Below are 21,929 nucleotides of genomic sequence, written 5' to 3'. Positions count from 1 at the left end.
AGGAAACGTAGGGGGCATGATGATGAAACACCCATTTTCTTGAATTGCTCTAAATTGATGAAAAATGGTACAAGATGTTCTCTGAATTCGCTATCTTGGATTAGAGCCAACTCACTTCCAAAAAAAATGGAGGTTATTAAACTGAGGAAAAAGCCCTTAACCACGGAATTTTGGCAAGGTTAGGGCTTTTTTTACTCTTATTTCATTAAGATCCTTTGCTTCATACTTAATAACCCACGCATGGTTGCATGAGAAACAAGTTCACATATGCAGATGGAGTTTAAATGTGTTAAAGCTAAATCGCCCCTCTAAGGATTGATATTTTTTTTATATTTTCCGACAAAAGCCATCAAAGTGTCTTGAACATCGTAGAATAATGGTATAAAATGAAATAAATAACAACAAAGATTTTTTTTTCAAATATAAGGAGGAACAACTATGCCATGGACACCGAACCTTTCAGTGGGTATTGACCCGATTGATGAACAGCATAAGACATGGTTTGAGAAGGCAGAGAAGCTTTTTGAAGCAGGTCAAAAGAATCAAGCCAAAGAATATGTTGGAGAACTACTGGACTTTTTAGAGAGCTACACCAAAAAGCACTTTGCTGATGAGGAAAACTATATGCAGCGCATCCGCTACCCGCAGTACGCAGAGCAAAAGGCTGCACACACTGGCTTCATTACCCAGCTTGAAAAGTTGCGTAAAGACTACCAGACTTCCGGTGGAAATATTCTCGTCATCCTCAACGCCAACCAGATGGTTATTGAGTGGTTGACTAAGCACATTTCTAACATGGATAAGAAGATTGGCGAGTATGCAAAGACATTAAAGTAATAATTTGCGTCAAACGTGCCCTTAACCAAATAAAAGAACAAAAAAGGGGGCTCTCTTGCTTTAGCAAGGGAGTCCTTTTTCGTTGCGTTTTCCCATGTTTTTTTGGTCTAAGGGAAAAGGTACTCATATACTCCAAGCAACTATGATAACAATGAGAAAGTATCCATTTCCTATGATGACATCTTAATTTGATATTGCCTCATATAAAAAAATATATATGAGGACTTGTAAGTCTTTGTTGCTTTCTTGTTGAAGGAGAGCTATGCTAAAACAAGGTTATTTTCATTAGATGAATTTAAAGGGAGGTATTTATGAGTGCTTTTTTAAATTTAGGAAGCCTTGTTCTAGGGGTTGTGTCTTGGATTATCCCAATTGTCGCAGTAAAACAATATGGTAAAAGGCACAAAGTAACATACTTTTCTGTTTATAGTTTCACCGCGTGTACCATGGCATTGGTTTTTCAACTGTTTGAGATAAGGCATCGTGTGAATACTGGTGATTTCTCTGCTATTATGGATACGATTGGGGCAATCACAGTAGTGTCGGTTATTCTTATTATGGTAACTGTGGTACTCAACAGCACTGCCTTGTACCTGTGTAGCACGAAGAATAAGTAGCTTTTTTTCTCATTAAGCCTGTTAAAACAGAATGAGTTATATAGTCGTCCTATGGGGAGTAGTAATTTATAACGGTGGTGCTTGATCTGGCGTATCGAACTGTTTTTAAAGCTTTAGATCTTAAAGTAGAGACTGGGTGGTTTGATTTATCTGAGCGGAGGAAATGATTATATTCTGCCTTGCATAAATTTTCATAAAAACTTATTATAAAAGACCATGTATGGAGTTTTGCCCCATACATGGTCTTTTATTTTATTGCGTAAACTCTAAAGCATACTGGAGTTTTTCCCATTAACCCTGAATAAAGAAGGAGTCTAATATAGTTACTGCTTTGCCCTTTGTTACAGAACCCTTGGGAGCAAGAAAGGTGGTGTTTTCAACAGAGACAATGCCCATCTGGTGGGCCCAGGCCATGGCGTGGCGGGCATAGGGGGATATATCTTTTGCATCGCTATATTGGGTTAGACCCTCATAGTCCATAAGCACTGGTCTTCCAGCATATCGCCATAATATGGTTAGTAACTGCTCTCGAGTTACTGTATCATCCACGCCGAAGGAGCCATTAACATAGCCGCTCACAAGATGTTCGCTGGTTGCCCAGCGAATTGCATGGGCATTGGCATCCCTATCGTTCACATCTGTAAAGTCCAAAGAATCATTTACATCGGGTTTGCCCGCCATATCGTACAACAAAGCAACCAATGCGGAGCGTGTCAGAATTTTTGTATGATCAGGGTCTTTCTGGGGCAGCAACATAATGTGGCTGGCATGGGTCTGTGCCGGATAGATTGTGGCATAAAAACCATACCAAGCCATAATGCCATCCCCAACTTGGATATCATCTGCCGTTAAAATATTTTTAGTAAGGTAGGGCGAGACATTGGTTTCCTTGTCTGCTAAAATGATCAAGCCACCGTTGTTGGTAGTGATTTTTAGGCTTTCATCCTCGCCTTTGGTGACGGCTTCTACAATATGATACTGGGCACCTGCAACATCCTGAGGAATATTTCTTACAACCACTAGGGCGGCGGATTGAGGAGGGAAAGACGAGGTTGCCCTAGGGCTATAGAACACATAAATTCCTTCACCTACCTGCAGGTCAGATGGGTCGCTGGCTCTGTGGTTGCCACTGTCAACCCAAATGGTTTCAGAGGTGATATTCATCACATATTCTCCATAACGCTCTGAGTTTAAATGAAGTTTCGTGATTTGACCAGAGTCATTGGCTATAATTTTATGGATTTTTCCATAATATAAAACGCTGCTGGGAAGGGGGAGTGGCTCTTCCTTGGATGTTGCGATGGGTAGCTGCAGATTTGCAGGCATAGAGGCCATTGCAGGAACACTGATTGTGCAGGCCAATGCCACACTCAAAAATAATACTGTCAACTTCTTATTCATATTTACGCTCCTTCTTCTCTAAACTGACAAGTTTTTGTGTTACGGTTATATGACGTTTGTCAGGGGATAAAGTTCCAACTTTTTGTATGTGGTGCTTCCTTACCAAAGTATTTAACATACAATTATCCATTAGCCCAATCAAAGATATGTATCCAATTTTTTTAGGATGACATAATTTAATTGTGTTACTAAGAAAACAAATCTTTTGGAGGTATATCTTTTTGAAACTGGAAAATTATGATACAATAATTATATTTAATTTTGATTTATATGCAAAAATGAAAGGATTGAAACCATGAGAGTAGTTGATTTGACACGCACAATTTCTAATACAATTCCTGTTTATCCGGGAACGGAAGGGCCAAGCTTAACCATCGCCAATACGTATGAGGATAGTGGATTTAAGGAAACATTACTGCATATGTACTCCCATACAGGTACCCATATGGATGCACCACACCATATTTATCCTGAAGGTATTTCTTTGGATAAAAAGGATATTTCAGGCTTTGTGGGAAAAGGCTGTATTATTGATGCAAGAGATTTACAGGCGGGGGGAATCATTGATATTTCCTATATTGAGAGAAACAAAGAACGGATAGAGCAGGCTGAATTCATCATATTCCAAACAGGTTGGGAGAAGTATTGGGGGCAGGAGGAATATTTTGGAGAGTATCCCGTTATTTCCAAAGAGGTTGCCCAGTACCTTGTGGAGCACAATAAAAAGGGCATTGGTTTGGATAATATAGGGCTGGATCCTATTTCTGATGTAGACCTTACTTTACATCACCTCATGTTGGCAAATGAAAATATGGTTATCATAGAAAACCTGTGCAACTTGGACTTAATCGAGCAAGGGGACTTTTTATTTGTTGCACTTCCTTTGAAGTTCGATAGTTCAGACGGGGCACCCATTCGTGCAATTGCCATTATATAACTTGGAATACCTATGCCTAAGTAGTAATCAGTGGGGAGTATATATAAATAGAAAAGACTGAGTAAGGCTGGTATCCTGTTTGAAAAAATACTGAAATTAAAAACACCCTGTTTCTCTAGTTCATTAGAGTAATGGGGTGTTTTATTTTCATAAATGAATGAGACGTATAAAATTATTCTTCTTCCACCATGGCGCAAATTTCTGTCGCCGTTTTTTGATAAAAGCCGTTACGATCTTCCGATACCATTTCCGCAGTGTGGGACTTATAGTACATACTGCAAGCGCCCAAGATATCCAACTGATATTTTTGCTCCAGCATGGATACAACCTGTGAAATTAAAGAAGTACGTTCTTCGTAGTGCGCATAGTCATTTTCGTCTGCGTCACTTTCCAGTGCAATCATCCCATCGATCATACCAACATAAAAGCCTAAGTCCATTTCGGGGAAATTGGTGTGGCTTTCTTGAATCATGGTTAAAATGGAAGCTTGTTGGAAGGCTTGAAATACTTTATTACCAGGAATATTTTTTAAAAAGCTGTAGTATTCAACGCAAGAAATAATCAGTGTTTTTTGCTCCATGGTACTCTCTCCTTTTTCTGTTTATCAAGGTTTATGATACCTGTTTTTTTGTTGAATTTCAAGGGGATTTGATATGAATGGCCAGTTATCTGTTTTATAGATAGCCGAGTATAAAAAAGGCATAATAACGGTACACTATTTTTGTGTGGTACACTATAGATACCATTAAATGGGAAATTGGACTTTAGTTGAGAAGGAGTGTTATATATGGCTCATGCAAACGGTGGTTTTGGAACCAAAGCAATTCATGCGGGAAATGTAAAAGATAAGCAATATGGTGCTTTAACCATGCCCATCTATCAGACATCCACATTCTTTTTTGAAAACTGTGAGCAGGGAGGACGTCGGTTTGCAGGGCAAGAAGAAGGATATATTTATACCCGATTGGGAAACCCAACCACTACTGTTTTAGAAGGTAAGGTTGCAGCCTTAGAAAATGGAGAGGCTTGTGCCGCTACTTCCAGTGGCATGGGTGCCATTTCTTCTTGTTTATGGAGTATCGCTGCTGCAGGAAAGCATATTTTGGCCGACGAAACGTTATACGGCTGTACGTTTGCCTTATTGAATCATGGTTTTCGGCGGTATGGTGTTGAGGTGTCCTTTATTGATACATCAGACTTAGAGGCAGTGAAAGCCAATTTAAAAGAAGATACCGTTTGTGTTTATTTGGAAACTCCTGCAAATCCCAACTTAAAAATTGCCGATATTGCAGAGATTTCAAAAATTGTTCATGGCTATAACCCTGAGATTAAAGTTGTTTGTGATAATACTTTCGCTTCTCCCTACCTGCAAAGACCTCTGGAATTAGGGGCAGACGTAGTAGTTCACTCTGCAACAAAGTATATGAATGGTCATGGTGATGTAATTGCCGGATTTGTTGTAGGAAAAGCTGATTTTATTCAGCAGGTCAAACTGTTTGGCATCAAAGATATGACGGGTGCGACAATTGGACCTTTTGAATCCTTCTTAATTCTACGGGGATTAAAAACTTTGGAAATTCGAATGCAAAGACACTGTGCAAACGCTAAGATTGTTGCAGAATTCTTGGCAGGCAATAATAAGGTGGAAAAGGTTTACTATCCTGGACTTAAGAGTCACACTGGCCATGAAATTGCGAAAAAACAAATGGATGATTATGGTGCAATGATTTCCTTTGAAGTAAAAGGTGGCAAGGAAGCGGGTATGAAGTTTGTCAACAGCTTATCCTTAGCAACGGTTGCGGTTTCCTTAGGGGATGCAGAAACCTTAATTGAACATCCTGCGTCTATGACCCATTCCACTTATTCCGAAAGTGAACTGGAAGGGGCGGGTATTTCCCCTAGTTTGATTCGTTTGTCTGTTGGTTTGGAAAATGTAGAAGATATTATTAGTGATTTAAAAATGGGGTTTGAACAAATTTAAAGTATTCAAAGAGATTTTCTAAATTAAAACATTTTTTCTTGCTTTGAAACAAGGAATATTCTTTTCTTGCTGCTCTCATAACAGAAGGTCGCTGTATTTTACGGCGACCTTTTGGTGTTTAATATGTTTTTATTTGTGTTTCTAAAATCTCCACGAATTCTTTTGCCTTTTGGGAGAGGGGTTCTCCTTTTTTTGCAATCCAACCAATACGCATATCGCAGACTGGGGTTGCAATGGGAATGGCGGCAATGCGAGGGTCGTAGTAACCATAGGGTAAAACGCCACTTCCTGTGGAGATGGCAGTGGTATGAGCAATGATATTATAGGCTGTTGCCCTATCGTTTACATAGATAATTTGGTCATAATCAATATTTTGGTTTAGCACTGCTTCTTCAGAAAAATTCAAAGAATTTTCATCTTTTTTAGAAAAGATAACAAATGGGTATTTTCTTAGCTCGGTTATGGAAATATCTTTTTTTTGCGCCAAAGGGTGATCTTGATTCATAAATACATGGGGTCGTAACCGCTTCATTTCATGAAAAGCAAGATTTTTTGAGTGAAACAGCTTGCTTAAAAATACCTCTGTAATCTCGGAAAGAAAAATAATCCCCAAATCACTTTTTCCTGTATGTACTTCCTCTATGACTTTGCCCATGGGGCACTCTTTGAATCCGTATCGAAAACAAGGGTCATCTTGTTGTTTTAGAAATTCTACAAATGCCTTGGCGCAAAAAGGATAACGTTGGGTTGAAATTGATAAGCGAGGGTTATCATATTCGTTTTTATTTGAATAAAACAACGCCACTTCTTTGGCTTGTTGTAAGAGAGGATGGATTTTTGAGATAAATTCTTGACCTTCTTCCGTTAGAGAGATACCACGGTTACTACGAACAAAAATGGTAATGCCCAACTCCTCTTCTAACTCTTTTATTGCCGTGGAAATAGCGGATTGGGAAACAAATAGGTTTTGTGCTGCTTTATTCATTGAACCACATTGATAGATTTCCATGATATATTCCAACTGCATAAGAGTCATAAAGGTGTTCACTCCTTTTCTTTTTATCATAGCATATATTTTTACAACTTGGAAATACATGGAGAAAGAAAAAATAGAAAAGTGAGTAGACTTCCACAAAGCACCCCACTTCTTGGAGGACTTTTCGGGGATTCCTCAAGCACTCTTTAGGAGCATTTATATTTGGAAATTTTTTATTTTTAATGAAGTGAATGCATGTTTTCCTCAGGAAATAGACTGTTATCCTTGACAAGAATTTATTTTGTCGTAATCTGTTATATAGGAAAAAAAGATAAAGGAGAAGAGTTATGAGACATATTACAATAGATAGTAGCTTAAAGGAACGTTGTCCTGATGCGGTTTTGGGAGTATTACAGTGCAAAGTCGTTGTGAAGGAAGATGATGCCGCTTTTTTGGAGTTATTAAATGCTAAAATTGCAGAATTAGCGGAAGTTGAACTTTCTCAGGCGAATAAGCGGGAGAAGATTCAATTTACAAGAAAAGCGTATAAAGCTTTGGGTAAGGATGCCAATCGTTATCGTTGTTCATCGGAGGCAATGTGCCGTAGAATTGCGAAAGAACGAGGGCTATATTATATCAATAATGTGGTGGATATCAACAACTATCTTTCTATAAAAACAGGGTATTCCATGGGGACATATGACTTGGATCAAGTTCAGGGAGATATTCGATGGGCCCGTGCCCCTGAAGGCACGGCTTATCAGGGGATTGGTAAGGATGTTTTGAATATTGAATTTTTACCAGCCTTATTTGATGAATTGGGGCCTTTTGGTAACCCAACCAGCGACAACACCAGAGCCATGATTACGGAAAGTACCAAGGAAATTCTTATGGTTTATTATGTTTTTGACGGAGAAGAAGCGTTAATGGGGTTATTAGAAGAAGCTGAGTCTTTGTTGAAGGAGTTTGCCCAAGGACAGGATTTTGAAAGAAAGATTATTCAATAATTATTGAAAATAATGTAGGTTTAAGGCCAAAAGGAGAGTCGAGCATTCCCCACAAAGGTGTGGATTTTTCGTTGGTGCTATGATATCATGAGTGTGAAATAGGATTCGAATGAGAGAAGGTGATGGATTGAAGAAGTCCTTTGAAGCCCTTTATGCAGAGTATTATGACAAAGTATATTGTTTTTTATATCGGCTTTGTGCCGATGGGGATTTGGCAGAGGATCTGACGCAGGAAACGTTTTTACAAGCCTACACATCCTTTCACAGATTTCGTGGAGATTGCGAGCTATTCACATGGATCGCTTCCATTGGAAAGCATGTGTACTTTAAATATTTGAAAAAAAATAAATTGGATTTAGATTCCGCCAACTTAGAATTGGTGGTTAACACATATTGCGCAGGATGTATTGACCCCGAAGAGCATTTGAGAAGAAAAGATGTTGAGAAAGCGGTGCGAGGGATTGTTGAGGGAATACCGAAGAAATATCGTGATGTGGTATTATTGCGAATTTATGCAGAACTATCATTTGCTCAGATTGCCTTGGTTTTGAAAATCAGCGAAAATTCTGCCAAGGTTATTTATTTTAGGGCAAAGAAAATGCTTTTGGAGGTGTTGAAGCATGAGTTTGAATTGTGATATTGTAATGGATCTTGTGGCATTATATCATGATGGTGAGGCTAGTAAAACCAGTGAGGCGGCTGTGAGGGACCATTTAAAAGAATGTAAACATTGTCGGGAGTATTACAGACAGTATGGAGTTTCAGATCCTGCTACGCAAAACTTCAATTTTAGTTCCAATGGAAATTATAGTGATCTAGCAAAACAAATGAGGGTTCGTAGGCTATGGACTTTCGTGGCTGTGTTATCCTACGTGAGTGCTTCACTATGCGCTTTGATAATGCTTTTGATGAGAATAAGAGAAGATTAAACAAAATTTGTGATTAAAAACCAAAAATTAGAGAATTCTAATAAAATGAAGAAAACCTTGGAAAGACGGGCTTTTTAGCTTGTCTTTTCTTTTTTTTCATAGATTTTTCAAAAAACTTTCTCATTTTCTGTAACCTTTTTCATTTTTTGGGTACTAAGTTAGCATAACACAAAAGAAGCAGTTCGGAGAAGTTCGGAGGAATAAGATATGAGTTTTAGCGTGCTTGGAACGGGGATGTATGTTCCCCCTAATATTGTTACCAATGATGATATATCAAAATTTGTTGATACCAATGATGAATGGGTAATGCAAAGGGTTGGAGTAAAACAAAGACATTTCAGCATAAATGAAACAACAGATGAGATGGGGTATAAGGCGGCTTTGGCGGCACTGGAAAACAGTGGCGTAAAGGCGGAAGAAATTGATTTAATTTTAGCTGCAAGCATTAGCGGTGAGTCTATATCTCCTTCAGTTTCCTGTATGATTCAAAATCGTCTAGGTGTTTCTTGCATGACTATGGATGTAAGTGCAGCTTGTGCTGCCTTTGTTTTTCTTTTGGAGACTGCCGCAGGTTTCTTTGCAAGGGGCAAGGCGAAAAAAGTTCTGATTGTTGGGGCAGAGCGTTTAAGTAGAATTTTGGATTGGGAGGACAGGGGGACTTGTGTTATCTTTGCCGATGGCGCAGGAGCCGTAGTTTTGGGTGAAGGAGATTCTTACATCGACTCTATTTTTGATGTAAGGGGGGGTTCTGATGTAATCGATATTCCCCAAGATATAGGCAAGTCGCCTTTCTATGAAGGGACGCAGAAAAAACCTTTTATCCACATGGCAGGTCAGGAAACGTTTAAATTTGCCGTTAACGCAATTTGTCACGATACGACTAAGATTTTAGAAAGACAGGGCCTAAGTTTTGAGGACATTCAATACATAGTTCCTCATCAGGCCAACAAGCGAATCATAGATTTCGCCAGCGTTAAGCTGAAGTTGCCGCAAGAAAAGTTCTATGTAAATATTGAACGTTATGGAAATACATCCTCTGCAAGCATTCCCATTGCTTTGGATGAAATGAACCGAAAGGGGATGTTACACAAGGGGGACTTGCTTTTACTACCTGCTTTTGGTGGCGGTTTGGCAAGTGCGACTTGTCTTTTAAAGTGGTAATGAACGCCTAAGGGCTTCATAATAAAAATAAAAACTATAACTTAAATTAAAAGGAGATTTTATCATGGTATTTGAAAAAGTTGCAGCAATGTTAGCAGAAAAATTAGAATGTGAAGTAAGCGAAATTAAGATGGATACAAAGTTTGAAGCTTTGGGTATTGACTCTTTGGACGTTATGGAACTTTTGATGAACGTGGAAGAAGAATTCGGTACAGAAATCGAATTAGGTGAAAACAAAGTAAATGCCGTAGGTGACTTAGTAGCACTGATCGAAGGCAAGTTGCAATAAGAGAGGAGGGGGACAGAATGATCCTTTCACCCATCTGTTCTATGTTAGGAATTGAATATCCCATTTTTCAGGGTGGCATGGCTTGGATTGCCGATGGCAAGCTGGCCGCGGCTGTTTCAAACGGCGGAGGTCTAGGCATTATTTCTGCTATGAACGCCGGAGGCGATTATCTTCGTGAACAAATACAGATTGCACGGAGTTTGACAGATAAGCCTTTTGGCGTAAATATTATGCTGATGAGCCCCCACGTGGAGGAAGTGGCAAAAATTGTGATAGAGGAGAAAGTTCCTGTGGTAACAACAGGGGCGGGTATCCCTACAAAGTTTACCCCCATGTGGAATGAGGCGGGAATTAAAGTGATTCCTGTTGCCGCATCTGTTGCAGCGGCAAAAATGATGGAAAAAGCAGGGGCTTGTGCAGTGATTGCAGAAGGGGGCGAATCCGGCGGACACATTGGGGATATGAGCACAATGCCATTAATCCCTCAAGTTTGTGACGCAGTGAAAATTCCTGTACTGGCAGCAGGTGGTATTGGTGATGGCAGAGGAATTGCAGCAGCATTTATGTTGGGTGCTGTTGGGGTACAGATGGGTACCAGATTCCTTTTGGCTGAGGAGTGTTCTGTTCATCCCAATTATAAAGAGTTGGTTTTAAAGGCGAGTGATATTTCAACGACAACAACAGGCAGAAGATTCGGGGGAAATACTTGTCGTTGTTTGAAAAATAATTTTAGCCGTGAATTTTTGAAAAAAGAGTATGCACCTGAAACCACAGCGGAAATGGTGGCTGAGTTGGGTGTAGGGGCTTTGAGAAAGGCAGCAGTGGAGGGCGATACCAAGGAGGGCTGTTTCTTAGCGGGACAGATTTCCGGTATGGTGAAGAAAGCACAGCCTGCAGCTGAAATTTTAAAAGAAATTGCAGAAGAAGCAGAAGCTTTATTAGGAGGAGGCGCAAAATGGGTAAAATAGCATTCGTTTTCTCTGGCCAAGGCGCACAAAAAGCGGGTATGGGCAAAAGCTTCTACGATGCAAAAGGTGCTGTACAACAAGTATTTGTTGGGGCGGAAGAAATTCGCCCCAATACTTTAAATCAGTGTTTTTTCGGAACAGATGAAGAATTAAAGAACACAGAAAATACACAGCCTTGCTTATACCTAGCGGATTTGGCGGCAGCATTGGCATTAAAGGAAGAAGGTATTATTCCTGATGGTGTGGCAGGTTTTTCTTTAGGGGAGATACCAGCATTGGCCTTTGCAGGGGCATATGACCTTTTGGATGGTTTTCGTTTAGCTTGCTTCAGGGGTCAGGTTATGGCCAGAGAAGCCGAAAAAAATCCAGGCTCCATGGTAGCGGTTATGAAGCTTGAAAACAGTAAGGTAGAAGAAATTTGCAAGGGTTTTGAAAATGTTTATCCTGTAAACTACAATGGCCCAGGCCAACTGGTGGTTGCAGGGAAGAAAGAAGAAATGGAGGCTTTCTCTCTAGCAGTCAGAGAAGCCGGCGGCAGAGGGATGCCCGTAGCAGTTGGCGGCGGTTTCCACTCCCCGTTTATGAAAGAAGCGGCAAAGGATTTTGCCCAAGTTTTGAAGGAGTATCAGATTCAAAAACCTGAGATTCCAGTGTATTCCAATTATATGGCGAAGCCCTATGAAGAAGATGTTCGGGCGTGGATGGCACCCCAGATTGACAATGCTTTGCGTTGGCAAGAAAGCATTGAACAGATGGCGGCAGATGGTTTTGATACCTTTATTGAAGTAGGGGTAGGCAACACTTTAAAAAAATTGATTTCTCGTATCTTACCTGAAAGTAAGGTATATTCTGTTTCTTCCATGGAAGAGGTAGAGAAAATCAAAGAGGAGGATTTTATATGCTCAAAGGAAAAGTAGCAGTTGTGACTGGCGGTTCCAGAGGAATCGGCGCAGCAATTTGCAAATTGTTAGCGGAAAATGGGGCAGATATTGCTTTTTTATATGCAGGAAATACCCAGAAGGCCGAGGAAACCCAAAAGGCTTTAGAGGCTTTGGGGGTAAAGGCGAAGGGATATCGGTGTAATGTTACGGATGCGACACAGGTTGCTGCCGTTGTAAAAGAAATTGCAGCAGACTTTGGCGGAATTCACATTTTGGTAAACAATGCGGGAATTACAAAGGATAAACTAGTTCCTATGATGAAAGCGGAAGATTTTGATAGCGTGGTGGATACCAACTTAAAAGGTGCTTTTTACATGATTAAGAGCGTGTATCCCCTATTTTTGAAACAAAAGAGCGGTAAAATTGTGAATGTTAGCTCTGTTTCCGGTTTGATTGGAAACCCAGGGCAGGCCAACTATTCCGCTTCTAAGGCAGGTATGATTGGTTTAACAAAATCCGTGGCAAAGGAATTGGCATCCCGTGGTGTTTGTTGCAATGCCATTGCACCTGGATTTATTCAAACGGAAATGGCGGAGGCTTTTACAGGGAATGAGGAAATTAAAAATGCAATTCCCATGAAACGTTTCGGTCAGGTGGAAGAAGTTGCAAAATTAGTTTTATTCCTTGTTTCGGATGCATCAGATTATATTACCGGTGAAGTGATTCGTATCGACGGCGGTATGGCAATGTAGGAGGTTTGTATGAGAAGAGTTGTTGTGACAGGATTAGGGGCAGTAACACCTATTGGTAATACAGTAGAAGATTTTTGGCAAGGCTTAATTGGAGGCAAGAACGGCATTGACGTTATTACACGTTTCGACGTTTCTGATAGCAAATTTCGCTTAGCGGGAGAGTTAAAAGACTTTGACCCTACCAAATACATGGATAAGTTAGCGGCAAAAAAGCTGGATCGTTTTAGTATCTATGCTTTGTCTGCTACGGCTGAGGCTATGGCCGATAGTGGTTTGGATGGAGCGGTAGCTCAGGAAGAGCTTGCTGTTTATTACGGCTCAGGTGTTGGGGGATTTGAAACTTTTTGTGAAAGTTCTTATACTTTGGCAGAAAAGGGAGCAAGAAGAATTTCTCCATTATTTATCCCTAAAATGATTAACAACATTGGTGCAGGAAATATCGCCATTCGTTATGGTGCTGAAGGTGCTTGTGTTGCGGTTTCCACTGCTTGTGCCACAGGAACGACTGCAATTGGAGAGGGCTATAGAGCAATTTTACATGGCTATGCAACTGCGGCCATTTGTGGCGGTAGTGAAGCGGCCATTACTCCTTTGGCCATAGCGGGCTTTGGAAGCTGTATGGCATTAAGCCCGGCAGAGGATCCTGAGGCGGCGTCCCTCCCTTTTGATAGCAGAAGAGGTGGCTTTGTTATGGGCGAAGGCGCAGGGACTTTGATTTTGGAAGAATATGAACACGCTAAGGCTAGAGGGGCAAAAATTTATGCTGAGATAGTTGGCTATGGATCTACTTGCGATGCGCACCATGTGACAGCGCCTTCACCTGAGGCCAAGGCAAGCGCAAAGGCAATTAAGGATGCTACCAAGGGCTTGGAAGGCATTGAAACGCAGCAGATTTATTATAATGCTCATGGTACAGGAACACCCATGAACGATAAAATAGAGACCACTGCCATTCGTAATGCATTTGGCGAAGAAGCTAAAAAGCTGCATATCAGCTCTACCAAGTCGATGACTGGGCATATGCTGGGTGCCGCCGGTGCCATAGAGGCCATTGCCTCCATTTTGGCAATCAGAAATGGAATTGTACCACCCACCATTAACTTAAAAGAACAAGATCCTGAATGTAACTTGAATTATACACCTAACGTTGCAGTAGAAGCGTCCATCGAAGGTGCTTTGTCTACATCTTTAGGCTTTGGTGGACATAATGCATGTGTGGCATTTAAAAAAATAAAGGATTGATGAATTTATGGAAACGAAAAAAGTTGCCGAGCTGGCTAAAATATTGAAGCAAAATCGACTGACAAAACTGGACTTAACGGAAGGCGACGTTCGTTTGGTTTTAGAGGCAAATGGCGGTAAAGTTTTTTTGCAGGAAGAAGCAAAAGAGACTCAGATTTTTGCTGAGGAAACTATCGTTACTGTGGAAGAAAAAGAAACGGTAACTGTAGCAGAAGTGGTAACGGCCTATGAACAGAAATCTCCACTGGTGGGGACTGTTTATTTAGCGCCACAAGCGGGGGCAGCTCCTTATGTAAAGGCAGGAGACAAGGTGAAAAAAGGTGACCCTGTTTGTATTGTAGAATCCATGAAGATGTTCAATACCATTGAAGCAGAGAAAGACGGCGAGATTGTTGAAATTCCTGTGGACAACGGCCAGATTGTTGAGTTTGGTCAGGTATTGGTACGCATTCGTGAGGAGGCTTGACATGAATCAAGAAGAGATTAAGAAATTTCTACCCCATAGGGATGCCATGCTTTTAATCGACGAGGCAGAACTGAAAGAGGGTATTGCTTACGGTAAAAAAACGATTGTGGGAGACGAATGGTTTTTGCAGGGACACTTTCCAGATAACCCTGTTGTACCAGGCGTAATTCTTTGCGAAATTTTAGGGCAATCAGCTTGTGTTTTACTTTCTGAAGAAAATGAGGGTGCGACTCCCTTTTTTACAGGGTTTGATAAAGTACGCTTTAAGAACAGTGTACGCCCCGGTGATGTTTTAGAAACACAATGTAAGCTGATTAAAAATAAAGGTGTGTTTTACTGGGTCGAAGGAAAGGGCTTTGTAAACGGAAAATTATGTGTGAGTGCAGAATTCTCTTTTGCATTGATAAAGGAGACTTGAGGATATGTTTACAAAAATTCTCGTGGCAAATCGTGGGGAAGTTGCAGTGCGGATTATTCGTGCGTGCAAAGAAATGGGGATAGAAACCGTAGCTGTTTATTCCGAGGCAGACCGTAATTCGCTACCTGTGGCTTTGGCTGACGAGCGAATTTGTATCGGGGGAAAAAGTGCGGCGGAAAGCTACTTAAATCAAAAGAATATTATTAGTGCTGCCTTAGCTTGTAATGCTGGGGCAATTCATCCCGGGTATGGATTTCTTTCGGAAAACCCAGAGTTTGCAGCTCTTTGTGAAGCCAACGACATTGTTTTTATTGGCCCCAAAAGCCAAGTTATGCAGAGTATGGGGGATAAAGACCATGCCCGCAGTCTGATGAAAGAAATTGGTGTGCCTGTTGTTCCAGGTACAGAAATTTTAAAGGATGTTGAAGAGGCTAAGGCTTTGGCAGAAGAAATTGGTTTTCCTTTGTTGGTGAAGGCAACAGCCGGAGGTGGCGGTAAGGGAATCCGTGTGGTTTCTTCAAGAGAGGAGCTGGAAAATGCATTTTTGACTGCATCAGCGGAGGCACAAAGTGCCTTTGGAAACGGCCAAGTATTTTTGGAAAAATATTTGAATCATGTACGTCATGTTGAAATGCAGATTTTAGCTGATAATTTCGGAAATATGGTTTGTTTGGGTGAAAGGGATTGTTCCTTACAGCTGAACAAACAAAAGGTATTGGAAGAAACACCAAGCCCTGTAATGACAGAAGAAATTCGTGGGAAAATGATGGCGGCGGCAATAAAAGCTGCCAAGGCCGCAAACTATACCAATGCAGGAACGGTAGAGTTTTTACTGGCACCCAACGGAGAGTTTTATTTTATTGAAATGAATACCCGTTTGCAGGTGGAACACCCGATTACCGAAGAAATTAGCGGTATTGACATTGTAAAGTGGCAGATTCGTATTGCTTGCCAGATTCCTCTTGACTTTACTCAGGGAGATATTCACTTAAAAGGACACGCTATGGAGTGCCGTATTAATGCAAGGTCAACGGGGAAGATACATTTCCTTCATATTCCCGGAGGGGCTAGGGTACACTTTGATACTGCCTTGGTTCAGGATTGCGAGGTTGTTCCTTTTTACGATTCTATGTTAGGTAAGCTTATTGTTTTTGCCAACACCAGAGAGGATGCCATCCGAAAGATGGAGACGGCGTTATGCGAAATGGTAATTGAGGGCGTTGAAACAAATATCGAGGATCAGCTGAAATTGATTCGTAGCAAGAGCTTTTGGCAAGGGGCGTATGACACCCTGATATTGCCAGAAATTTTAGCGGAGGGAAGTGAGTAACTTGCACAATATTGTGGGTTTATTCCGCAAATCTAAAAATGATTTAGAAAAAGGGGGCATTACCCCTGTTGTTGAGGAAAAGATGCGGTGTCCCGTTTGTAAGTCCATCGAGACAAAACGGAATGTTGCTAAAAATAAAATGGTTTGTCCTTCGTGTGGACATCATTTCCGAATTGGCTCAAGAACTAGAATTAAAGCACTTTGTGACAAGGGCAGTTTCCAAGAGCTGATTACAGAAATTTCTACCAATGATCCACTTAATTTTCCCGGTTACGATGTAAAGCTGGAAAGTGGGAAAATGGGCTCCGGTGAGGCTGAGGCCGTATTATGTGGTCGTGCTGCTTTTCGTGGGCAGGAATGTGCCATATTTGTTATGGATCCCCTGTTTATGATGGGGAGTATGGGTTCCGTTGTTGGCGAAAAACTGGCAAGACTATTTGAATACGCAGCAGAAGAAAAGTTGCCCGTTGTTGGTTTTACATCTTCCGGTGGCGCCAGAATGCAGGAGGGAATTCTCTCTTTGATGCAAATGGCCAAGGTGAGTGGTGCTGTGGATTTTCATAGCAAACGGGGTGGGTTATACATTACCGTTTTGACTGACCCTACCACAGGTGGTGTTACCGCTAGCTTTGCCATGCTTGGGGACATTATTCTTTCCGAGCCAAACGCAACCATCGGGTTTGCGGGGCGTAGAGTCATCGAACAAACAACAAAGAAAAAGCTGCCCGATGATTTTCAAAAAGCAGAGTTTTTATTGGAACATGGGTTTGTAGATGCAATCATACCAAGAACAGAGTTAAGAGGCACCCTAGCGACATTACTACATCAGCATGGAATAAGAGAGCATAGTAGGGCTTTGGAAGATGTCTTTTTCAGACAAGAGGCTCAACAGGTAAAAGGGAATCCTTTATTACCTTATGAAAGGGTTATGGCGGCAAGAGCCCAAAACCGTCCAACCTCCAGGGCATATATCGAACGATTATTTACCGATAGAACAGAACTCCATGGAGACCGAAAGTTTGCCGACGATAAGGCGATTATCGGTGGGATTGGTATGTTGGAGGAAATGCCTGTTACCTTTGTTGGCATCGAAAGAGGCAGAAACCTTGAAGAAAGAATTCAATGCAATTTTGGCAGCCCTATGCCCGATGGATACCGTAAGGCCTTACGCTTAATGAAACAAGCGGAAAAGTTCAATCGACCCATTATTTGTTTTGTGGACACTGCTGGGGCTTTTTGTGGCGAAGAAGCAGAAGAACGTGGCCAGGGGCAGGCAATCGCTGACAACCTAATGGAGATGATGGCAATTAAAGTTCCTATTATTACCATTGTAATCGGCGAGGGCGGTAGCGGCGGTGCTTTGGGTCTTTCCGTTGCAAACAAGGTGTATATGCTGGAAAACGCTGTGTTTTCCGTTATTTCCCCAGAAGGATGCGCCAGCATTTTATGGGGGGAAGCTTCGTCTGAGGCTTCGGCAGAGGCGGCAGCGTGTTTATGTATCACCGCTGAGGATATGAAACGTTTTGGTGTGGCAGAGCGTATTATACCTGAAAATTTTCCTTATTTTGAGGAAATGTGCAGCGAGTTAAAAGAAACCATAAGGGGAGATTTAAAGGAAATTTACAACCTTGCCCCTGAAATAAGCGAAACAAGATATGAAAGATTTCGCAAGCTTGGCAGTTGGAATGAGAAAGAATAATATAAAGAAGGATTCTTGGAATTCATTTGTTATTTCTAACTATTGTGAATAAAAAAGATAAGCCGCTTTTCAAATTTATTGAAGGGCGGCTTTTTTCATCCCAATTTTAGTTATTACTTAAATTTTAATTTTCAATTTTAGGAAATCAAGGACAGTTTTCTTTATATATTGTAGTAGGGGTATTTTTAAAATTGAACTTTTAAAGGGGGGAGGAAAATGAAAATTAATTGGCGAGTGCGATTTAAAAACCCTATGTTTTGGATTGGTTTATTTGGTGTTATCTCGTCTACACTAGGCGTTAGACCCGAGGATTTTAACACTTGGTCTATGGTATTAGAAGAAATAAAGTATGTTGCCAGTAATCCTTTCTTATTAGTAAGTATCATTCTGGCCATAGTTGGAGTGGTGAATGACCCTACAACAAAGGGGATTTGCGATAGTAAACGAGCATTAAGCTATACCAGCCCGAAGCATGACAATATAAAACCTGACGATTCAGATTTTGGACAATAAGTAAACAAAAAAGAACTCATGCAAAAAAAATTAGCAGAGTTCTTTTATTTTTTTGATCTACATTCTGGGCAAATACCTTTAAATTCTAAAGAATGCTCCAAAATTTGATAGCCCGTTTCTTGCTCCAAGGTTTCCTGCAATTCTCCTAATGGGCAGGATTCAACAGATATTATGTCATTGCAAGAGGTGCAAATCAAACGATGACAGTGCACATGGGAAATGAAAGTATAATAAGCTTTTCCATTTTGGCGAATGGTACGAGACAGTACACCTTTTTCAGTAAGGGTGTTTAAGTTTCGGTAGACAGTGGAAAGGTTAATAGAAACCAAAAGTTTTGCCTTTTCATATAGATCTTCCGCTGTCATTGGGCGTTGCTGCTTTTGAAGTAATAATAGCAGCAGACGTCTTTTTTGCGTTGATTTTATATCCGCAGTTTTGAAAATATTTGGCTCCACATGATTACCTCCTCTTAGGTTCATCATAGTATAGGCTGTATTTTTTGTCAATGTAACAAAACAAAGGAGAGTTTCAGGTTGACAAGGTACTTTCCGTTTAAACAGACTTTGTAAACGGGGAGAAAAATGAGTTGTTTTACACTGGAAAAATGAGCCGATTCCCAGAGTTAAAGAAGCAAAAAAGTCTGTTTTGGGAAAGAATCTTAAAAAAGGTATTCGTATTCAAATGATGAGCAATATATGTTATAGTAATAAAACTACGGGAACTTATAATAAGGAAGGTCTCTTTTCTAAAACAGTTCTCGATGTGAAATTTAAGTGAATTGGAAACACAGAAAACAGCGGTAGAGCTGAAAAAACGGCGGCAAAAGCTTTCGTTTTACAGCATGAAAGAAAAAGGGAAATATTTCTTAGGAAATCTTCGGTATTTTCGGGAAATATACTTCTTTCGGGAAGGAGTATGGGAATATGACAAAGAAAGAAAAAGTTGAACAGATTCTTATTTTATTAAAAGAGCACTATGGACCTACAAAATGCTATTTGGACCATGAAAATCCTTGGCAATTGCTCATTGCTACGATTTTATCAGCCCAATGCACGGATGATCGGGTTAATATTGTTACAAAAGACCTATTTCAAAAGTATAAATCAGTAAAGGATTTTGCAGAGGCGGACTTAAAAGAGCTTGAAAAAGATATTCACTCTACGGGTTTCTACCATAATAAAGCAAAAAATATTATTGCTTGTTGCCAAAGGCTTTTAATGGAGCATGACGGGGGGATTCCCTCGGATTTAGAGGAGTTAACGGCTCTGGCTGGAGTGGGAAGAAAGACTGCAAACGTTGTGCGGGGGAATTGGTATGGTATTCCAAGCATCGTTGTTGACACCCACGTGAAGCGTCTTTCAAACCTATTGGGGCTAACCAAAAATCATGATCCTGTAAAAATAGAGTTTGATTTAATGAAAATTGTTCCTAAGGATAAGTGGATTGAAATTAATACGCAGTTGATTGCCCATGGACGAAAAGTTTGTGTTGCAAGGCGACCAAAGTGTAACGAGTGTTTTTTACTTGAATATTGCGTTGGAGGGCAAAAGTTACAGAAGGCGAAAAAATAAATTAGATGGAGGAAATGAGAATGAAGATTAGGCTAAGTTACTTAGCATTGATGATTATGGCAGTAATGGCTTTTACGGGGTGTACCAACGGTGAAAAAAGTGCCTCGGAATTGGTGGAGAGCGCTAGAGTGAAAATGGGGGAGGTAACAAGTCTCCAGGCGAAAATGGATATGAACGTAAAGATGAAACTATCTGAGGAGGAGGTTACCACAGTTACAACTGCCGATATTACGGCTTTTGTAAAGCCATTGAAAATGAAATTGGATGTATCTTCCAGTATGATGAATGGTGGGCCTCAGGATACAGTTATGCAAATGTATGTGAAGGAAGATGAGAATGGGGTCACCTCCTATGCAAACACGGGAACTGGATGGTTTAATAGTAAAATTGAAAGAGATAGCCTTGGGCAATATCATGTTTATGAAAATATCGTTCAATATCTTACCACAATAGAAGAACCTGTGGACAAGGGGACAGAGAAAATTGGAGATATACCCACAGTTCAGGTGGAGGGAATATTAAAAGGCGATGCCATGGAAAAAATAGTTATAGAATCCGGAATTTTAACTTCTGCTCAAAGTGTTGGGATTTCAGAGGAGGAGTTGAAAGATATGTATGCTCAAGTTGGCGGGCTGCCCATTACTCTATGGATCAGTCAGGATGGATTGGTTTATCAATATAAAATGGATATGACGAAGTTGATGCAAATGGTAATGGATAAGACCATGGAATTAATCGGCGTAAATCAATTAGACACGGACATGAACATTCAGGTAGAAGATGCAAGTATTGGGATGAAGTGTGATTCTTTTAATGAGGTTGACCCTTTTGAAATTCCTGAGGATGTTCTTTTAGTAGGACAGGAGTAGAGGGGTTTTATTTCGTGGTTTTGGCATGAATGAAGGAAAAAGAAAATATAATACAAAAAAATGATCTTGCGTAGGGGCGAGTTTGGATTGGAGTGTAAGGATGCTATTTTAGAAGAACCTTATCACTTTCAATCAAACTCTCCCCTTCTTTTTGTATTTCTCTTTCTAAAAAATAGTTAGTATACGAATGAACCAAAAAAAAACTAGAACTTGCCTGTTTTATATCCTTATTGTCAGGGGAGATTTTTCAATTAGTGTGCAAACTAACAAATATTACGAGGTTTTCTATTATTTTTGCATGTTTAATTCAAAAAAAACTCTCCAGTTAAATTTCATGTAAAAGTGCCAAATTGAAGGTATAGCTTCATTTTTATGGTCAACAAATACCTTAAATCGGTGATTTTTTAAGGATTTCTCAAGATGTTAGTAACAATCCACTAAGGGGACGGTTTTTATAAATTGCGTATTTAAACTCCAAAAAATTTTTTTTGGGACTGTTGACATTCCATTTGCTGTATCGGATAAACTTAAGTCAAGTTAAGGAAAGCACTTAACAAACCCAATCAAATTATACATAATTTAAAAGGAGGAATTCTCAATGGTAGGTAAAAAGGTTATACATCACACAATGATGAGCGTAAAAGATAGTCATTATGTAGGCGATTTAGTTAATGGTGCTAGAATCGTAAATCAGTGGGGCGACGTAGGTACAGAGCTTATGGTTTATGTAGATGGCGACATCAGCTTATTCTTAGGCTATAAAGACATCCAATTTACAGCTCCTGTATATGTGGGTGACTTTATGGAATACCATGGCTGGATTGAAAAAGTTGGCAACCAGTCCTACGAATGCAAATTTGAGGCTTGGAAAGTTGCTACAATGTTAAATAGAACTGATGCTGATATGACAGGTGTTGCCAGCACAGCAGCAACAGCTTGTGAGCCTCCTTTACTGTGTGGTACAGCAACAGGCAGCTTGTTCATTAAAAAAGATCTTCAGAGAGGTGCGCAGGAATCTTCCTTCAAAGATGCTAGAAAGCCTCAGTAAGTCTTGGTGATATTTTGAAGGAGCGGATACAATCCGC

The 21,929-nt window shown here is 40.3% G+C and carries 25 protein-coding genes; 21 read left to right on the top strand and 4 right to left on the bottom strand.

The window, feature by feature from the left end:
• Positions 1-438: 438 nt before the first annotated feature.
• Positions 439-837 carry a bacteriohemerythrin gene (locus tag RBQ60_RS11785; RefSeq protein ID WP_307883890.1) on the top strand — a complete coding sequence of 133 codons (399 nt, stop codon included), beginning with the start codon at positions 439-441 and terminating at the stop codon, positions 835-837.
• Between the two features lie 311 nt (positions 838-1,148).
• On the top strand, positions 1,149-1,454 hold the full coding sequence (locus tag RBQ60_RS11780) for a hypothetical protein (protein WP_307883889.1): 306 nt from the start codon (positions 1,149-1,151) through the stop codon (positions 1,452-1,454).
• Positions 1,455-1,745: 291 nt separating this feature from the next.
• Here the strand turns inward: RBQ60_RS11780 and RBQ60_RS11775 are convergent, their stop codons facing one another.
• Positions 1,746-2,855, bottom strand: coding sequence for an S-layer homology domain-containing protein (locus RBQ60_RS11775; protein WP_307883888.1), 1,110 nt, complete (start codon positions 2,853-2,855; stop codon positions 1,746-1,748).
• A gap of 295 nt (positions 2,856-3,150) precedes the next feature.
• Here RBQ60_RS11775 and RBQ60_RS11770 point away from each other — a divergent pair, with 295 nt between their 5' ends.
• The gene (locus RBQ60_RS11770) at positions 3,151-3,792 is read left to right on the top strand and encodes a cyclase family protein (protein WP_307883887.1); all 642 of its coding nucleotides are present in this window, start codon (positions 3,151-3,153) and stop codon (positions 3,790-3,792) included.
• A gap of 172 nt (positions 3,793-3,964) precedes the next feature.
• Here the strand turns inward: RBQ60_RS11770 and RBQ60_RS11765 are convergent, their stop codons facing one another.
• Positions 3,965-4,372, bottom strand: coding sequence for a hypothetical protein (locus tag RBQ60_RS11765; RefSeq protein WP_307883886.1), 408 nt, complete (start codon positions 4,370-4,372; stop codon positions 3,965-3,967).
• 207 nt (positions 4,373-4,579) lie between these two features.
• On the opposite strand from RBQ60_RS11765, the gene megL reads away from it, so the two are divergent.
• Entirely contained in the window at positions 4,580-5,773 is a 1,194-nt protein-coding gene (gene megL, locus RBQ60_RS11760; protein WP_307883885.1) for a methionine gamma-lyase, read from the top strand.
• 118 nt (positions 5,774-5,891) lie between these two features.
• On the opposite strand, the gene RBQ60_RS11755 is transcribed toward megL, so the two are convergent.
• Positions 5,892-6,809, bottom strand: coding sequence for a LysR family transcriptional regulator (locus RBQ60_RS11755; RefSeq protein WP_307883884.1), 918 nt, complete (start codon positions 6,807-6,809; stop codon positions 5,892-5,894).
• Positions 6,810-7,096: 287 nt separating this feature from the next.
• Between RBQ60_RS11755 and RBQ60_RS11750 the strand changes: the two genes are divergently transcribed.
• The 14 genes from RBQ60_RS11750 (at position 7,097) to RBQ60_RS11685 (ending at position 18,404) form a co-directional block, all read left to right on the top strand.
• Positions 7,097-7,756 (top strand): B3/B4 domain-containing protein, encoded by a 660-nt coding sequence (locus RBQ60_RS11750; protein ID WP_307883883.1) that lies wholly within the window; start codon positions 7,097-7,099, stop codon positions 7,754-7,756.
• Between the two features lie 109 nt (positions 7,757-7,865).
• The gene (locus tag RBQ60_RS11745; protein WP_307883882.1) at positions 7,866-8,393 is read left to right on the top strand and encodes an RNA polymerase sigma factor; all 528 of its coding nucleotides are present in this window, start codon (positions 7,866-7,868) and stop codon (positions 8,391-8,393) included.
• Entirely contained in the window at positions 8,377-8,685 is a 309-nt protein-coding gene (locus tag RBQ60_RS11740) for a zf-HC2 domain-containing protein (RefSeq protein ID WP_307883881.1), read from the top strand. The genes RBQ60_RS11745 and RBQ60_RS11740 overlap by 17 nt, the downstream gene beginning before the upstream one ends.
• A gap of 207 nt (positions 8,686-8,892) precedes the next feature.
• The gene (locus RBQ60_RS11735) at positions 8,893-9,846 is read left to right on the top strand and encodes a beta-ketoacyl-ACP synthase III (RefSeq protein WP_307883880.1); all 954 of its coding nucleotides are present in this window, start codon (positions 8,893-8,895) and stop codon (positions 9,844-9,846) included.
• Between the two features lie 64 nt (positions 9,847-9,910).
• Positions 9,911-10,135, top strand: a complete 225-nt coding sequence (locus tag RBQ60_RS11730; protein ID WP_307883879.1) for an acyl carrier protein — start codon at positions 9,911-9,913, stop codon at positions 10,133-10,135.
• A gap of 20 nt (positions 10,136-10,155) precedes the next feature.
• Positions 10,156-11,103: a nitronate monooxygenase gene (locus RBQ60_RS11725; RefSeq protein ID WP_442871390.1), complete on the top strand. Its 948-nt coding sequence runs from the start codon at positions 10,156-10,158 to the stop codon at positions 11,101-11,103.
• Positions 11,091-12,020, top strand: coding sequence for an ACP S-malonyltransferase (locus RBQ60_RS11720; protein ID WP_307883877.1), 930 nt, complete (start codon positions 11,091-11,093; stop codon positions 12,018-12,020). Before RBQ60_RS11725 ends, RBQ60_RS11720 begins: the two co-directional genes overlap by 13 nt.
• The gene (gene fabG, locus RBQ60_RS11715) at positions 12,002-12,736 is read left to right on the top strand and encodes a 3-oxoacyl-[acyl-carrier-protein] reductase (RefSeq protein WP_307883876.1); all 735 of its coding nucleotides are present in this window, start codon (positions 12,002-12,004) and stop codon (positions 12,734-12,736) included. Before RBQ60_RS11720 ends, fabG begins: the two co-directional genes overlap by 19 nt.
• A 9-nt stretch (positions 12,737-12,745) precedes the next feature.
• Positions 12,746-13,978: a beta-ketoacyl-ACP synthase II gene (gene fabF / locus RBQ60_RS11710; protein WP_307883875.1), complete on the top strand. Its 1,233-nt coding sequence runs from the start codon at positions 12,746-12,748 to the stop codon at positions 13,976-13,978.
• 7 nt (positions 13,979-13,985) lie between these two features.
• Positions 13,986-14,444, top strand: coding sequence for an acetyl-CoA carboxylase biotin carboxyl carrier protein (gene accB / locus RBQ60_RS11705; RefSeq protein ID WP_307883874.1), 459 nt, complete (start codon positions 13,986-13,988; stop codon positions 14,442-14,444).
• Position 14,445: 1 nt separating this feature from the next.
• Positions 14,446-14,862, top strand: coding sequence for a 3-hydroxyacyl-ACP dehydratase FabZ (gene fabZ, locus RBQ60_RS11700; protein WP_307883873.1), 417 nt, complete (start codon positions 14,446-14,448; stop codon positions 14,860-14,862).
• Positions 14,863-14,866: 4 nt separating this feature from the next.
• The gene (locus tag RBQ60_RS11695; RefSeq protein ID WP_307883872.1) at positions 14,867-16,192 is read left to right on the top strand and encodes an acetyl-CoA carboxylase biotin carboxylase subunit; all 1,326 of its coding nucleotides are present in this window, start codon (positions 14,867-14,869) and stop codon (positions 16,190-16,192) included.
• Positions 16,185-17,891 (top strand): acetyl-CoA carboxylase, carboxyltransferase subunit beta, encoded by a 1,707-nt coding sequence (accD, locus tag RBQ60_RS11690; RefSeq protein WP_307883871.1) that lies wholly within the window; start codon positions 16,185-16,187, stop codon positions 17,889-17,891. The genes RBQ60_RS11695 and accD overlap by 8 nt, the downstream gene beginning before the upstream one ends.
• 216 nt (positions 17,892-18,107) lie before the next feature.
• Positions 18,108-18,404 carry a phage holin gene (locus tag RBQ60_RS11685; protein ID WP_307883870.1) on the top strand — a complete coding sequence of 99 codons (297 nt, stop codon included), beginning with the start codon at positions 18,108-18,110 and terminating at the stop codon, positions 18,402-18,404.
• Positions 18,405-18,448: 44 nt separating this feature from the next.
• Here RBQ60_RS11685 and RBQ60_RS11680 read toward each other — a convergent pair whose 3' ends face one another.
• The gene (locus RBQ60_RS11680; RefSeq protein ID WP_307883869.1) at positions 18,449-18,859 is read right to left on the bottom strand and encodes a Fur family transcriptional regulator; all 411 of its coding nucleotides are present in this window, start codon (positions 18,857-18,859) and stop codon (positions 18,449-18,451) included.
• Positions 18,860-19,327: 468 nt separating this feature from the next.
• On the opposite strand from RBQ60_RS11680, the gene nth reads away from it, so the two are divergent.
• The 3 genes from nth to RBQ60_RS11665 all read left to right on the top strand — a co-directional run bounded on the left by nth (position 19,328) and on the right by RBQ60_RS11665 (position 21,892).
• Positions 19,328-19,975, top strand: coding sequence for an endonuclease III (gene nth / locus RBQ60_RS11675; RefSeq protein WP_307883868.1), 648 nt, complete (start codon positions 19,328-19,330; stop codon positions 19,973-19,975).
• Between the two features lie 20 nt (positions 19,976-19,995).
• Positions 19,996-20,844, top strand: coding sequence for a DUF6612 family protein (locus RBQ60_RS11670; RefSeq protein WP_307883867.1), 849 nt, complete (start codon positions 19,996-19,998; stop codon positions 20,842-20,844).
• Between the two features lie 598 nt (positions 20,845-21,442).
• Positions 21,443-21,892 carry a hotdog fold domain-containing protein gene (locus RBQ60_RS11665; protein ID WP_307883866.1) on the top strand — a complete coding sequence of 150 codons (450 nt, stop codon included), beginning with the start codon at positions 21,443-21,445 and terminating at the stop codon, positions 21,890-21,892.
• The last annotated feature ends 37 nt before the right edge of the window (positions 21,893-21,929 follow it).

The sequence above is a fragment of the Anaerotignum sp. MB30-C6 genome (assembly GCF_030908465.1).
GTDB lineage: Bacteria > Bacillota > Clostridia > Lachnospirales > Anaerotignaceae > Chakrabartyella.
The sequence above is the reverse complement of the archived record's forward strand: the minus strand, read 5'-3'. Positions and strand labels throughout refer to the sequence as shown.

Excerpts from the sequence above, each read along its gene's own strand:
- RBQ60_RS11785 (WP_307883890.1), top strand. The coding sequence starts at position 439 with ATGCCATGGACACCGAACCTTTCAGTGGGTATTGACCCGATTGATGAA.
- RBQ60_RS11780 (WP_307883889.1), top strand. The coding sequence starts at position 1,149 with ATGAGTGCTTTTTTAAATTTAGGAAGCCTTGTTCTAGGGGTTGTGTCT.
- RBQ60_RS11775 (WP_307883888.1), bottom strand. The coding sequence starts at position 2,855 with ATGAATAAGAAGTTGACAGTATTATTTTTGAGTGTGGCATTGGCCTGC.
- RBQ60_RS11770 (WP_307883887.1), top strand. The coding sequence starts at position 3,151 with ATGAGAGTAGTTGATTTGACACGCACAATTTCTAATACAATTCCTGTT.
- RBQ60_RS11765 (WP_307883886.1), bottom strand. The coding sequence starts at position 4,372 with ATGGAGCAAAAAACACTGATTATTTCTTGCGTTGAATACTACAGCTTT.
- megL (WP_307883885.1), top strand. The coding sequence starts at position 4,580 with ATGGCTCATGCAAACGGTGGTTTTGGAACCAAAGCAATTCATGCGGGA.
- RBQ60_RS11755 (WP_307883884.1), bottom strand. The coding sequence starts at position 6,809 with ATGACTCTTATGCAGTTGGAATATATCATGGAAATCTATCAATGTGGT.
- RBQ60_RS11750 (WP_307883883.1), top strand. The coding sequence starts at position 7,097 with ATGAGACATATTACAATAGATAGTAGCTTAAAGGAACGTTGTCCTGAT.
- RBQ60_RS11745 (WP_307883882.1), top strand. The coding sequence starts at position 7,866 with ATGAGAGAAGGTGATGGATTGAAGAAGTCCTTTGAAGCCCTTTATGCA.
- RBQ60_RS11740 (WP_307883881.1), top strand. The coding sequence starts at position 8,377 with ATGAGTTTGAATTGTGATATTGTAATGGATCTTGTGGCATTATATCAT.
- RBQ60_RS11735 (WP_307883880.1), top strand. The coding sequence starts at position 8,893 with ATGAGTTTTAGCGTGCTTGGAACGGGGATGTATGTTCCCCCTAATATT.
- RBQ60_RS11730 (WP_307883879.1), top strand. The coding sequence starts at position 9,911 with ATGGTATTTGAAAAAGTTGCAGCAATGTTAGCAGAAAAATTAGAATGT.
- RBQ60_RS11720 (WP_307883877.1), top strand. The coding sequence starts at position 11,091 with ATGGGTAAAATAGCATTCGTTTTCTCTGGCCAAGGCGCACAAAAAGCG.
- fabG (WP_307883876.1), top strand. The coding sequence starts at position 12,002 with ATGCTCAAAGGAAAAGTAGCAGTTGTGACTGGCGGTTCCAGAGGAATC.
- fabF (WP_307883875.1), top strand. The coding sequence starts at position 12,746 with ATGAGAAGAGTTGTTGTGACAGGATTAGGGGCAGTAACACCTATTGGT.
- accB (WP_307883874.1), top strand. The coding sequence starts at position 13,986 with ATGGAAACGAAAAAAGTTGCCGAGCTGGCTAAAATATTGAAGCAAAAT.
- fabZ (WP_307883873.1), top strand. The coding sequence starts at position 14,446 with ATGAATCAAGAAGAGATTAAGAAATTTCTACCCCATAGGGATGCCATG.
- RBQ60_RS11695 (WP_307883872.1), top strand. The coding sequence starts at position 14,867 with ATGTTTACAAAAATTCTCGTGGCAAATCGTGGGGAAGTTGCAGTGCGG.
- RBQ60_RS11685 (WP_307883870.1), top strand. The coding sequence starts at position 18,108 with ATGAAAATTAATTGGCGAGTGCGATTTAAAAACCCTATGTTTTGGATT.
- nth (WP_307883868.1), top strand. The coding sequence starts at position 19,328 with ATGACAAAGAAAGAAAAAGTTGAACAGATTCTTATTTTATTAAAAGAG.
- RBQ60_RS11670 (WP_307883867.1), top strand. The coding sequence starts at position 19,996 with ATGAAGATTAGGCTAAGTTACTTAGCATTGATGATTATGGCAGTAATG.
- RBQ60_RS11665 (WP_307883866.1), top strand. The coding sequence starts at position 21,443 with ATGGTAGGTAAAAAGGTTATACATCACACAATGATGAGCGTAAAAGAT.